The organism is Pseudomonas sp. HS6-2, from assembly GCF_049325675.2.
Lineage (GTDB): Bacteria > Pseudomonadota > Gammaproteobacteria > Pseudomonadales > Pseudomonadaceae > Aquipseudomonas > Aquipseudomonas putida_N.
In genome coordinates this window covers 1884539-1898508 of sequence record NZ_CM143906.1, presented here as the reverse complement: position 1 = coordinate 1898508, position 13970 = coordinate 1884539, and the positions used below count along the sequence as shown (strand labels likewise).

Sequence of the window (13970 nt, the reverse complement as noted above, 5' to 3'; positions counted from 1 at the left end):
ATGCGATTGACTGCCCTGCTGCCCCTGTCCCTGGCCCTGCTGGCCGCCCCGCTGGTGCAGGCCGAAGACCTGCCCAAGGCGATCCAGCAACTGCAAGCCAAAGGCGCCGAGATCAAGGGCAGCTTCGATGCGCCCAACGGCCTGACCGGCTATGCCGCCGAGTACCAGAACAGTGCCCTGGCGCTGTACCTGACGCCAGACGGCAAGCACGTGCTGGTCGGCAGCCTGTTCGACGAACAGGGCAAGGACCTCAGCGCCGAGCCGCTGCAGAAGCTGGTGTATGCGCCGATGAGCAAGGCAATCTGGGCGAAGATGGAGAAAACCGCCTGGATCGCCGACGGCAAGGACAGTGCGCCGCGCAAGGTATACCTGTTCAGCGACCCCAACTGCCCGTACTGCAACATGTTCTGGGAGCAGGCGCGGCCCTGGGTAGAGTCGGGCAAGGTGCAGTTGCGCCATATCATGGTCGGCATCATCCGCGAGGACAGCCCGGGCAAGTCGGCAGCCCTGCTGGCCGCCAAGGACCCGGCCAAGGCGCTGCATGAGCATGAAAAAGCGGGCAAGGCGAGTGCCTTGAAGCCGCTGGACAAGGTGCCAGATGCCGTGCAGCAGAAGCTGGCGGCGAACATGGCGTTGATGGATGAGATGGGGCTACAGGCAACCCCGGCGATCTTCTATCAGGATGAGCAAGGCAATCTGCAGAGCCAGCAAGGCGCACCTCGGCCCGAATTGCTCGGGAAGATTCTCGGCAAGCGCTGACACCTCGATTGCCTGAGCCGGCCCTTTCGCGGGACAAGCCCGCTCCTACAGAAACCCCACAAAATTCAAGCCTTGCGGAGTACCTGTAGGAGCGGGCTTGCCCCGCCAATGGGGCGCAAAGCGCCCCCCCGATCTACAGCCCTTCCAGCTCGGCCATCAGGTCACTGAGCCGATCAGCCTTCGCCTCATCCACCACGCTACCCTGCAACCCGCGCACATACTCGGCCAACTCCTCCACCGTGCTGCACTCGAACATCGCCCGCAACGGCACGTTCAGCTGCAACTGCTTCTGCACCCGCGAGGCGATTTGCGTGGCCAACAGCGAATGCCCGCCGAGCTCGAAGAAGTTGTCATGCACCCCGACCCGCTCGGCCTTGAGCACGTCGGCCCAGATACCGGCCAGCACTATCTCCAGTTCATCCCGCGGCGCCTGGTAAGCCTGGCTGTGCTGCCCACCGATCTCGATGGCCGGCAACGCCTTGCGATCAAGCTTGCCGTTGGCGTTGTGCGGCAGGCTGGCGAACCAGCCCCAGTGCAACGGCACCATGTACTCCGGAAGCTCCCCGCGCAGGCGCTGCTTGACCAGTTCCAGCAACGCGGCATCGGCGACCACACCCTGGTGCGCCACCAGATAGCCAACCAGATGCTTGCCATTGGCACCTTCCTGTACCCCCACCGCCGCATCACGAATCTCGGCCTGCTCGTGCAGGCGCGCCTCGATCTCGCCCAGCTCGATACGGTAACCGCGGATCTTTACCTGGTGGTCGATGCGCCCGACATACTCCAGCACCCCGTCCGGGCGCTGCCGCGCCAGGTCACCGGTACGGTACAAGCGTTCACCCGGCGCCCCGTGCGGGTGCGGGATGAACACCAGTGCCGTGCGCACCGGGTCGCCAACATAGCCACGGCCGACGCCAGTGCCGGCCACGCACAACTCGCCCACCGCCCCCAGCGGGACCAGGGTCTGGTCCTCGCCGTACAGGTACAGCCGGTTGTTGTCGGTCGGCGTGCCAATCGGCAGGTAGCTGCCGCGGGTCGAAGCCATGTCGACGCGGAAGTAGGCCACGTCATCCGAGCACTCCGCCGGGCCGTAGGCATTGACCAGGCCGATCTGCGGATAACGTTGCAACCATTGCGCAGCCAGCTCCGGCGGCATCGCCTCGCCAGTCGGCAACATCCAGCGCAGGCTATCGAGCGCCTGATGATCGCTGGCCAGCATGCCCTGGATCAGCGATGGCACGCTTTCCAGCACCGTGATGCCGGTGGCCTGCACATGCGCCAGCAAACCTTGCGGGTCATGGGCGATGGCGTTCGGCACGATCTCTACCCGGGCGCCGAACAACGGCGCGGCGAGGAATTGCCAGACCGAAATGTCGAAGCTCTGCGAGGCGGTCTGGGCGATCACGTCATGCTCGCTCAAGGCCAGGTACGGCACCTTGCTCAGCTGGTTGTTGAGCATACCGTGCTGCTCGACCATCACGCCCTTGGGCAGCCCGGTGGAACCGGAGGTGTAGATGACGTAGGCCAGGTTGTCCGGCCCACTGTGGATGCCCGGGTTGTGGCTGGCGATGCTGCTGCCCTGTACCTCTTCCCATACCAACAACTGCGGCCGCGTCCCCCCCTCAAGTTGTCCCAGCAACTGGCGCGCTTGCTCGGCACAGGCCGCGCTGCACACCAGCACCGGCGTGCGGCTCAGCTCGACGATACGTTGCAGGCGCGCCGATGGCAGGCCCGGATCCAGCGGCAGGTAGCCGGCGCCGGCCTTGAAGCTGCCGATAATCATGCCCAGCAGCGGCAAGCCACGTTCGGCCAGCAGGGCAACCGGCTGGTCGATGGCCACGCCCGCAGCAACCAGGGCATGGCCCAGGCGGTTGGCCGCGAGGTTCAGCCCGGCATAGTCATAAGACGCTTCGAGGCATCGAGCGACGGTTCGCTCAGGGTGGGCAGCCACTTGCGCTTCGAAAAGTGCCACGTAGCTCTGTTCCAGCGGATAAGCGTGCCCGGTGCGGTTGCAGTCGTCGAGCAGGAAGCGCTGTTCGTCCTCGCCCAGCAACGGCAGCTCACTCACCTCCCCTTCAAAGCCTTGCACCAGCGCCAGCAGCAGGCGCTTGAACTCGGCCAGCAGGCGCTCGACGGTCGGGTAGTCGAAGTAGCGCTGGTCGAATGACAGGTGCAGGCCCAGGTCATCGCCCGGGTAGCACACCGCCGTCAACGGGAAGTTGGTGTGGGTGCGGCCGGAGTCGGAGCTGGCGTTGAGGTGCTGGGCGTGGTCGAGCACCGCCGTTTCCACCGGGGCGTTCTCGAACACGAACAAGCTGTTGAACAGCGGATGGCCCTTGGGCAGTTCACTGCAGTCCTGGATCGCCACCAGCGGCAGGTACTCGTACTCGCGCAGCTCCATGTTGCGCTCCAGCACGCCCTGCAGCCACTGGCGCACGGTGCGGCGCTGGCCTGGTTCGGGCAGTTGCACGCGCAGGGCGATACTGTTGATGAACAGACCGACCGTGCGCTGCATCTGCGGCAGGCTCGCCGGGCGCCCGGCCACGGTCACGCCGAAGGCCACGTCGCGATCACCGCTGTAGCGCGCCAACACCAGCGCCCAGGCCGCCTGGGCGAAGGTGTTGATGGTCAGCTGATGGGCCTGGGCCAGTTCGCGCAGGCGCACGCCATCACTCACCTCCAGGCGGGTGTAGCAGTCGCCCACCAGCATGCCGTCACCGGCGTGGTCATTGCGCAGCGGGCGGTCGCTGGGGAGTGCCGTGGCGCGCTCGAAACCGGCCAGGTTGGCCTGCCACCAGCTGCGCGCTTCGTCCATGTCCTGGCGTTGCAGCCAGCCGATGTAGTCGCGGTAGCGCGGCGGCACCGGCAACGAGGCCTGACGGCCTTCGCCGAGGGCCTGGTAGAGCACGAAAAAATCGTTCATCAACAACGAACGGCACCAGGCATCGATGAGAATGTGGTGGTTGCTCATCATGAACCAGTAGCGCTCGTCATCCACCCGCACCAGGCGCAGGTGGAACGGCGCCTCCTGCAGCAGGGCAAAGCCGGCTTCCCGCTCCTCTTTGTGCAGGGCCTGCAGGCGCGCCTCCTGGGCCGCCTCATCAAGGCCGCGCCAGTCCTGATAGTCCACCGGCGTGTTGCCCGGCTTGTGGATGATCTGCAGCATGGTCTCGCCAGCATTCCAGCTGAACGAGGCGCGCAGGGCTTCGTGACGTGCCACCACGGCCTGCCAGGCCTGGGCGAAACGTTGCGGGTCGAGGGCGCTGTTGATGCGGTAGCGGTCCTGCATGTAGTACAGGCCGGTGCCTGGTTCCAGCAGGGTATGCAAGAGCATGCCCTCCTGCATCGGCGTCAGCGGGTAGACGTCTTCGATCTGCGCGGCGGGAACCGGCAGCGCGTCGATCTGCTGCTGGCTCAGGTGCGCCAACGGGAAGTCCGAGGGCGTGAAACTGCCGTTGCCATCGGCCAGGCAGTGGCTGACCAGCGCCAGCAGCTCCTGGCGATAGGCTTCGGCCAACTGCGCGATGGTGCGCTCGTCATAGCGCTCGCGGCTGTAAGTCCAGCGCAGTTGCAGGGCACCGCCATAGACCTGGCCGTCGATGCTGAGCCAGTTCGGCAGCGGCGCATCCAGATCATGAGCCAGGCCGGCCGGCGCATCCAGCGGCAGGAACAAGGCGGCCTCGTCGAACTGCTGGTCGAACTGGCCCAGGTAGTTGAAGGTGATGCGCGCTTGCGGCAACGCCGCCATGCTTTCGCGGCTGACAGCATCGCCCAGATAGCGCAGCACGCCGTAGCCCAGCCCCTTGTGCGGCACCTGACGCAGCTGTTCCTTGATGTGCTTGATCGAGGTGGCACGCGCGGCATCGTCGTCGCCGGCCTGCGGGTTGAGGCGCAGCGGGTAGGCGTTGGTGAACCAGCCGACGCTGCGGGTCAGGTCCATGTCTTCGAACAGGCCATCACGGCCGTGGCCTTCGAGTTGCACCAGCACTTCCTGGTCACCGCTCCAGCGGCACAGGGTGCGGGCCAGCGCGGTCAGCAGCAGGTCGTTGACCTGGGTGTGGTAGGCCGCCGGCGCCTGTTGCAGCAACTGCCGGGTCTGCCCCGCGTCCAGGGCGATTGCCAAGGTGTCGGCATGCCGGTGCAGGTTGCCACCCTGCGGGTGATCGCACGGCAGCTCATGGCGCACGCCGCCAAGCTGGCCTTGCCACCAGTCCAGCTCGTCGCGCAGCGAATCGCTGACGGCGTAGCTGGCCAGGCGCGCGGCCCAGTCGGCCATGGCGTGGGTCTTGGCCGCCAGTGGCTGGCCGCGATACAGCGCCTGCAGGTCTTCGAGCAGCACGCGCCAGGACACACCGTCGACCACCAGGTGGTGGATCGCCAGCAGCAGGCGCTGGGTGCCCTGCCCGTCACTGACCAGCAAGGCGCGCAACAGCGGGCCCCGTTCCAGGTCGAGGCTGCGTTGCACGTCGGTATACAGCGCCTGGCAGTCGGCGAAGTCGGCGACCGTGGCGGTCCACAACAGTTGCTCGGCAGACACCGCAGCGAAGGCCGCCTGCCCCTGGGTGAAGCGCAGGCGCAGGCTGTCGTGGTGCGCTACCAACGCCGCCAGGGCCTGCTCCAGGGTGGCGCGGTCCAAGGGTTGGCGTGCCTCCAGCAGCACCGCTTGGTTCCAGTGCTGCGGCTGGGCCACAGCACTGTCGAAGAACCACTGCTGAATCGGCGTGAGGCCGCTGCGCCCTTCGCGCGGGCGCTGTTCGATGCTGCTCGGCGCGGCGCTGCGGCTGACCACGGCCGCCAGGGTCTGGATGGTCTGGTGCTGGAACAGGTCACGCGGGGTGAACTGCAAGCCCAGTTGGCGCGCGCGGCTGACCACCTGAATGGACAGGATCGAGTCGCCACCGAGTTCGAAGAAGTTGTCCTGCACACCCACACGGGACAGGTTGAGCACTTCGCGCCAGACGTGCGCCAACTGCTCCTCCAGCTCATTGGCCGGGGCCTGGTAATGCTGGCGGGCCTGCTCCAGGTCCGGTGCCGGCAGTGCGCGGCGATCGAGCTTGCCGTTGCCCATCAGCGGCAGGCGCTCCAGCAGCACCAGGTGCGCGGGCACCATGTAGTCCGGCAGATGCTGACGGGCATCGGCCTTGACCGCTTCGCGCAGTGCGGACTGAGCCTCGCTGTCGGCAGTGGCCTGCTGGCACACCAGGTAACCGACCAGTTGTTTGCCACCTGGCAGGTCGAGGGCCAGGACCACGGCCTCGTCGACATCGGCATGGTCCTGCAGGCGGCTTTCGATTTCGCCCAGCTCGATACGGAAGCCGCGGATCTTCACCTGCAGGTCGGCACGGCCGACGTATTCCACCAGACCATCGGCACGCAGGCGCACCAGGTCGCCGGTGCGGTACAGGCGCCCGCCATCGCGGCTGAACGGGTCGGCGACAAAGCGCTCGGCGCTGAGGCCCGGGCGGTCGTGGTACCCCTGGGCCAGGCCCGCACCGCCGACGTAAAGTTCGCCGATTCCCCCTTGCGGCAGCAAGGCCAGGTCCTCGTCGAGGATGTACGCCGTGCGGGCACCGATCACCCGGCCGATTGGCACGCTGCCAGCGTCGGCGGGCATCACCTCCGGCGCCAGGCAGGCCAGCGGCATGACCACGGTTTCGGTGGGGCCGTAGGCGTTGAAGAACTGCTGCGGGGCAAAGGCCTGACGAATGCGCTGCAGGTGCTCGCCAGTCAGCGCTTCGCCGCCAGTGATCACTAGCCGCACTGGCAACTGCTCGCCCTGGCCGGCCAGGTACTGGGCCAGCTGGCTGCCGTAGCTCGGGGTGAAACCGAGCACGCTCACCTGCTGCTCGCGCACCAGCTGGCAAATATCTTCGGCACCCCACTGGCCCTGAGCGCGCAGCACCACGCGGGCGCCGCACAGCAGCGGTACCAGCAAGCGTTCGCTGGCCGCATCGAAGTTGATCGAGTAGAAGTGCAGCTCGCAGTCATCGCTGCGCATGCCGAAGGCGTCGATCACCGCCTGGCAGTGCATGGCGATTTCACCGTGGCTGACCACCACGCCCTTGGGCTTGCCGGTGGAGCCGGAGGTGTAGATCAGGTAGGCCTGATGCTGCGGCAGGTTGAGGTTGTCCAGCGGCGCATCGCTGTAGGCACACAGGCTCGCGGCGTCGTCTTCCAGGCTCCAGCGCGCCACGCCGTCAGGCAGTTCAGCAAGGGTTTCGAGCAGCGCGCGCTGGCTCAGCAGCAGGCCGATGCGACTATCCTCGATCATGTAGCGCAGGCGGTCGAGCGGGTACTCTGGGTCGAGCGGCACATAGGCGCCACCGGCCTTGAGAATGGCCAGCAGGCCGACCACCATCTCCAGCGAACGCTCCAACGCCAGGCCCACCCGCACCTGCGGGCCAACCCCACGTTCACGCAGGGCACGGGCCAGGCGGTTGGCCTGCTGGTCGAGCTCGGCGTAGGTCATGTGCTGGCCGGCGAAGGTCAGTGCACCCGCTTTCGGCGTACGCGCAGCCTGGGCGGCAAACAGGCCGTGCAGCGTCTGGTCGAGGGCGAAGCCCTGTTCGCCCTGCAACTGGCCGACCAGCACTTGCTGCTCGGCATCGGCCAGCATCGGCAGTTCGCACAGGCGCTGCTGCGGGTTGTCGAGCAGGCCGACCAGCAGCTGCTGCCAGTGCTCGGCCATGCGCGCGATGCGCGGCTCGTCGAACAGGTCGCGGCTGTAGGTCAGGCAGCAGCCCAGGCGGCCGTCGAGGTCGGTGACCTCCAGGTACAGGTCGAACTTGGTGGCGCTGGCATCGTTGACCAGGTAATCCACCTGCATGCCGGCCAGCTCACGGCTCTGCTGGAAGGCCCAGCGCTGCACGTTGCACATCACTTGGAACAGCGGGTTGTAGGCGCTGCTGCGCGGCGGCTGCAAAGCCTCGACCAGCTGGTCGAATGGCAGGTCCTGGTGCGACTGGCCTTCGATGGCGGCCTGGCGCACCTGGTCGAGCAGGGCGGTGGCGGTCATTTGCCCGTCCAGTTCGCAGCGCAGCACCTGAGTGTTGAGGAAGGCGCCGATCAGGCCTTCGCTTTCCGGGCGGATACGGTTGGCCACCGGTGCGCCGATGCGCAGGTCGCGCTGGCCGCTGTAGCGGTGCAACAAGGCAGCCAGCGTGGCAGTCATGGTCATGAACAGGGTCAGGCCGCGCTGATTGTTGAACGCATGCACGCGGGCGACCAGTGCCGGGTCGAGGTCGAAGCGGTACAGCTCGCCACGGTGGCTCTGCACGGCCGGGCGTGGGCGGTCGGCGGGTAGCGCCAGCACCGGGTGCTCATCGCCGAGGCGGGCTTTCCAGTAGGCCAGCTGACGTGCGCCCTCGCCGCTTTCCAGCCATTGCCGCTGCCACACGCTGTAGTCCAGGTATTGCACTGGCAGCGGCGTCAGTGGCGACTCGCGGTCATCGACGAAGGCTTCGTATAGCTCGCCCAGTTCGCGGGCGAAGATGTCCATGGCCCAGCCCTCGGTGACGATGTGGTGCAGGGTCAGCACGAAGTAGTGTTCACGGTCCTCAGTCTTGGCCAGGCAGGCGCGTAGCAGCGGGCCGCGCTCCAGGTCGAATGGCTGGTGGGCCTGGTCGTCAGCCAGTTGCTGCAAGCGCCGCTGACGGCTATCGGCCGGCAGGGCCGTGAAGTCATGCCAGTCCAGTTGCAGCCCGCTGTCGTCGGCCACGCACTGGTACGGCACGCCATCGATGCTGGGGAAGGTGGTACGCAGGGTCTCATGGCGCACGATCAGCGCCTGCAGGGCGCGTTCGAAGGCATCCACATGCAGCGTTCCACGTAAACGCGCCATGCCGCCAACGTTGTAGGCGGGGCTGTCCGGCTCCATCTGCCAGAGGAACCACATACGCTGCTGCGAGTACGACAGCGGCACGGCCTGGCGGCGGTCGACCCGGACGATTTCACCTTGCTGGTTGCGCTCACCGGTAGCGCGGATGCGGGCGATCTCCTCACAGAACGCGGCCAGTTCGCTGGCCTCGAACAGCGCCTTGAGCGGCAGCTCGACATCACAAGCCAGGCGGGTGCGCGAGACGATCTGGGTGGCCAGCAGCGAGTGACCACCGAGGGCAAAGAAGTCGTCATGCAGGCCGACCTGCTGCAGATTCAGCACTTCGCGCCAGATGGCCGCCACCTGCTGCTGCAGTGCAGTCTGCGGTTCGACATGTTGGCGTTGCTGCCAGACGGGTGCAGGCAGCGCTTTGCGCTCGACCTTGCCACTCGGGCCCAGCGGCATGTGCTCCAGGCCGATCAGTTGGGCCGGCACCATGTACGCCGGTAACTGCTTGGCCAAGGCGGCCAGCAAGACCTCGGACGGTGCGCTGCCGCTGTAGTAACCGACCAGCTGTGCACCGATCGCGTCCTGGTGAATCAGCACCAGTGCCTGTTCGACACCCGGCTGAGCCAGCAGGCATGCCTGCACTTCTTCCGGCTCGACGCGGAAACCCCGCACTTTGACCTGCTGATCGAGACGCCCGAGGTATTCCAGGGCTTCACTCTGCGCCTGCCAGCGGGCGCGGTCGCCACTGCGGTACAGGCGCGCGCCGTTACCATCGGCCTGGGGCACGAAACGTTCGGCAGTCAGGCCCGGGCGGCCCAGGTAACCCCGGGCCAGACCGGCACCGCCCAGGTACAGCTCACCCGGCACGCCAGGCGCAGCCAGCTCAAGCTCATCGTCCAGCACCCGGCAGAGCACGTTAGCCAGCGGGCGACCGATCGGCGAGCGCTCGCCATCTTCAGCCTGGCAATGCCAGTGGGTGACGTTGATGGCGGTTTCGGTCGGCCCGTAGCGGTTGTGCAACTGCACCTGTGGCAGCAACTGCAGCACACGGTCACGCAGCTTCGAAGGCAGCGCCTCGCCACCGGAGAACAGCCGGCGCAGGCTGCTGCAGCCAGCGGCCAGCGGCTCCTGCACGAACACCTGCAGCAGCGGCGGCACGAAGTGCAGCGTGGTCACGCAATGCTGCTGCACCAAGGTGGCGATGCGCTGCGGGTCGCGGTGCTCGCCGGGGCCGGCCAGCACCAGTTTGCAGCCGGTGATCAGTGGCCAGAAGCATTCCCACACCGACACGTCGAAGCTGATCGGTGCCTTCTGCATCAGCACATCACTGGCATCCAGCGCATAGCGGCCCTGCATCCACTGCAGGCGCTCGGCCAGGGCAGCATGGGTGTTGCCCACGCCCTTCGGCTGGCCGGTGGAGCCGGACGTGTAGATCACATAGGCCAGGTTGTCGCCGTGCAAGTGCAGGCCCGGCGCCTGGCTTGGCCAGCTGTCCAGGTGCAGTTGGTCGAGGGCGATGGCGCTGACGCCGTCGACCTGCGGCAGCGTGCCAAGCAGGCTGCTATGGCTGAGCAACAGGCTGGCCTGGCAGTCGCCGAGCATGTAGGCCAGGCGCTCGGCCGGGTAGTCGACATCCAGCGGCACGTAAGCGCCGCCCGCCTTGAGGATGGCCAGCAGGCCGACCAGCAGCTGCGGCGAACGCTCGACCGCGATGGCCACGCAGGTGTCGGGGCCGACGCCTTTGTCGCGCAGGTAGTGCGCCAGGCGGTTGGCCTGCTGGTGCAGCTCGGCGTAGTCGAGGCTGCCGCCTTCCCAGACCAGCGCGGTGCGCCCCGGGGTCAGGCGGGCCTGTTCGTTGAGCTGCTCGACCAGCAGCCGTTGCGGGGCAGGCGCGGGTGCCGCACCCCATGCCAGCAGTTGCTGGCGGCCCTGCTCGTCCAGCAGCTGTACGTCACCCAACGGCAGTTGCGGTTGCGCGCAGACTTGCTCGAGCAGCGCCAGCAGGTGCTGGGCCAGGCGCTTGACGGTGCTGGCTTCGAACAACTCGGCGGCGTAGTCGAAGGCCAGGCTCAGGCGACCCTGATGGTCTTCCTCACTGTGCAGCTGCAGGTCGAACTTGGCTTCGCGGCTGTGCCACGGCAGCTCTTCGGCGAGCAGGCCTGGAAGACGGCGTAATGCTGAAAGGTCACGCTGCTGGTGGTTGAACATGACCTGGAACAGGCCCTGCTCGCGGGCTTCGGGCAGGGCTTCGAGCAGTTGCTCGAACGGCAGATCCTGGTTGGCCTGGGCGTCGAGGGTCACCCCGCGCACCTGGGCCAGCAGCTGGGCGAACGGCAGGCGGCCATCCAGCTGCGCACGCAGCACCTGGGTGTTGATGAAGAAGCCGACCATGCCCTGGGTTTCCTGGCGCGGGCGGTTGGCATTGGGCACGCCGACGCGGATATCACCCTGGCCGGTGTAGCGGTGCAGCAGGCCTTGCCAGGCGGCCAGCAGGACCATGAACAGGCTGGCCTGCTGTTCGCGGGCCAGGCCCTTGAGGGCGTCGGCCAGCCTGGCCGGCACTTTCACGCTCAAGCGCGCGGCGCGGTTTTCATGCTGGCTGGAGCGCAGCTGGTCCGGGTACAGGTCGAGCACTGGCGAGTCATCGCCCAATGCGGCTTTCCAGTACGACAGCTGGCGTGCGCTTTCGCCCTCGGCCAGCCACTGGCGCTGCCAGCTGCCGTAGTCGGCGTAACCCAGTGTCAGCGCAGGCAGCTTGGCGTCCAGGCCCTGGCGACGGGCGGCATACAGCTTGGCGAACTCGTCGAGCAGAATGTTCAGCGACCAGCCGTCGGCGACGATGTGATGCAAGGTCACCCACAGTTGGTGGTCTTCGTCGTCCAGGCGCACCAGGGTCACACGCAGCAGCGGGCCCTGGGTCAGGTCGAAGGGCTGTTGCGCCTCTTGCTCGCGGCGCGAGATCACCTGTTCAGGCGCCAGCCCTTCCAGATCCAGGCGCTGAAGGGTGAAAGGCTGCTCCGCCAGGACGCGCTGCAACGCCTGCCCATCCTCCTCGCTGAATACCGTACGTAGCGATTCGTGGCGTGCTACCAGCGACTGGAATGCTGCTTCAAGTGCGGCTTGATCCAGCTCGCCGCGCAGGTGCAGCCCGGCGGGAATGTTGTAGGCCGCAGACTGCGGCTCAAGCTGCCAGGTCAGCCACAGGCGGTTCTGTGCCAGCGACTGCGGCAAGGCCTGGCCACGGTGCAGCGCCGTGATAGCGATGGACTCACCAGCACCTTCAGCAAGGATGGCGGCCACCGCAGCGCTGTACTCGGCCAGTGTCGGCGCCTCGAACAGGGTCCGCAGGCTCAGCGCGATACCCAGCTCGTCCGCCAGGCGGGCAGTGACCTGGGTGGCCGCAATGGAGTTGCCACCCAGCAGCAGGAAGTGATCGTCCGCGGCAACCGCCTCGACCTTGAGGAACTCGCGCCAGATACCGGCAATGCGCGCTTGCAGGTCATCGCCGGTTGCTGTCTCTGCAACAGACCCGGCAGCCGCGGGGAAGCGCGCATAGCAATCCAGGCTGCCATCATTCATGCGCAGGCGGCAGGCCGAACGCTGCAGCTTGCCGCTGGAGGTCTTCGGCAATGCACCCGGGTTGAGCAGCAGGACTACGGACGGTGCCTGACGACAGGCCTCGGCGGTCACCTGGCGCAGGGTCTTGATCAGGTCTTCGGGCTTTACCGCCTTTTGCACGTTGCGGCTGATTTCCACCGCCACGCCGATGCCCTCCTCGCCCTGGTCGTCGACAGCGAACACGGCCACCCGCCCCTTGCGCAGGACTTCGACCTCACGCTCCAGGGTCTTTTCCAGGTCCTGCGGGTAAAGGTTTTGACCGCGAACGATCAGCATGTCCTTCAGGCGCCCGGTGACGAACACTTCGCCGTCGCGCATGAAGCCCAGGTCACCGGAACGCAACCAGGTCTGGCCGTCCATTTCGACGAAGGTGCGGGCCGTGGCCTCAGGGTTGCGCCAGTAACCCAAGGCGATGCTCGGGCCGCCGGCCCAGATCTCGCCGACCTGGTTGTCGCCCAGCACTTCAAGTTGCTGCGGCTCGACGATGCGCACCGCGTGGCCAGGCTGCGGGTAGCCGCAGCTCATCAGCACATTGCCCTTGCCGGCTTCGGCACGGTTGGCGGCCAACGCATGGCTGTCCAGTTCCAGCGCGCCGATGCCCTGGCCACGGCGCCTGCCGCTGACGAACAAGGTGGCTTCGGCCAAGCCATAGCTGGCGAAGAAGCTGCTCGTCTGGAAGCCGCAGGCGGCGAACTTCTCGGCGAAGGTGGCGAGACTGTCCTGGCGGATCGGCTCGGAGCCGGAATAGGCCACACGCCAGCGGCTCAGGTCGAGGCCGGCCAGGGCCGCCTCGCTGACCCGTTCGCTGCACAGCCGGTAGGCGAAGTCCGGCCCTCCGCTAATGGTGCCGCCGTATTCGCTGATGGCCTGTAACCAGCGCAGTGGCCTGGCGAGGAAGTAGCCCGGCGACATCAGCACGCACGGCACGCCACTGAAGATCGGCTGCAGCAAGCCGCCGATCAGCCCCATGTCGTGGTACAGCGGCAACCAGCTGACGATCACATCGTCCGGGTTGAGGTCGATGCCGAAGCCGGTGCGGATCAGTTGCTCGTTGGCCACCAGGTTGCCGTGGCTGACCTGCACGCCCTTGGGCAGTGCGGTGGAGCCGGAGGTGTACTGCAGGAAGGCGATGTCGTGCCCATTCAACACCGGCTCGCGCCAGCACTCGGCCAATGCCGGATCAAGCGCATCCACTGCCAGCAGTTCGGGCGCGTTGTCGCCGGCCAGGGCTTCGAGACCCTGCAGGCTGTCGTGCAGCGCACCGACGGTCAGCAGCAGACGCGGTTCGGCGTCGTCGATGATCGACAGCAGGCGCTCCTGATGATGGCGGCGTGACGACTCCGGTGGATAGGCCGGCACGGCAATGATCCCGGCGTACAGGCAACCGAAGAACGCCGCCACGTAGTCCGGGCCGCTGGGGAACAGCAGCACGGCCCGCTCGCCGAAGCTGGCGCGGGCCTGCAATGCCGCGGCGATGGTGCGCGCATGCGCATCCAGGTCGCGGTAGCTGAGCACGGCCTGCTCGCCGGGGGCATCGGCCAGAAAGCGCAGGGCGATGCGGTCCGGGGTCTGTGCGGCGCGTTGCGCCAAGGCCTGGACCAGCGAGAGCGGGAGTTCGAAGGCGTCCGTCATGGGGAGTTCCTGCCAGTGTCTGGTTGAGTCGGGCTGGCTGCCCCGCACAAGGTCGGCGGGCAGCGGCAGCGGCCGGATATACACAGGGGAACGGATGGGCGCGGCGGGAAATTAGCGGTGTGAGCGGGGGCGCAAG

At 66.9% G+C, this 13970-nt stretch carries 2 protein-coding genes; one reads left to right on the top strand and one right to left on the bottom strand.

Annotated elements, in window-relative coordinates:
• The gene (dsbG, locus tag ACOKS3_RS08865) at positions 1–759 is read left to right on the top strand and encodes a thiol:disulfide interchange protein DsbG (RefSeq protein ID WP_103446583.1); all 759 of its coding nucleotides are present in this window, start codon (positions 1–3) and stop codon (positions 757–759) included.
• 133 nt (positions 760–892) lie between these two features.
• On the opposite strand, the gene ACOKS3_RS08860 is transcribed toward dsbG, so the two are convergent.
• Complete coding sequence (locus tag ACOKS3_RS08860) at positions 893–13834, bottom strand: non-ribosomal peptide synthetase (RefSeq protein WP_463581476.1); 12942 nt, start codon at positions 13832–13834, stop codon at positions 893–895.
• Positions 13835–13970 lie beyond the last annotated feature (136 nt).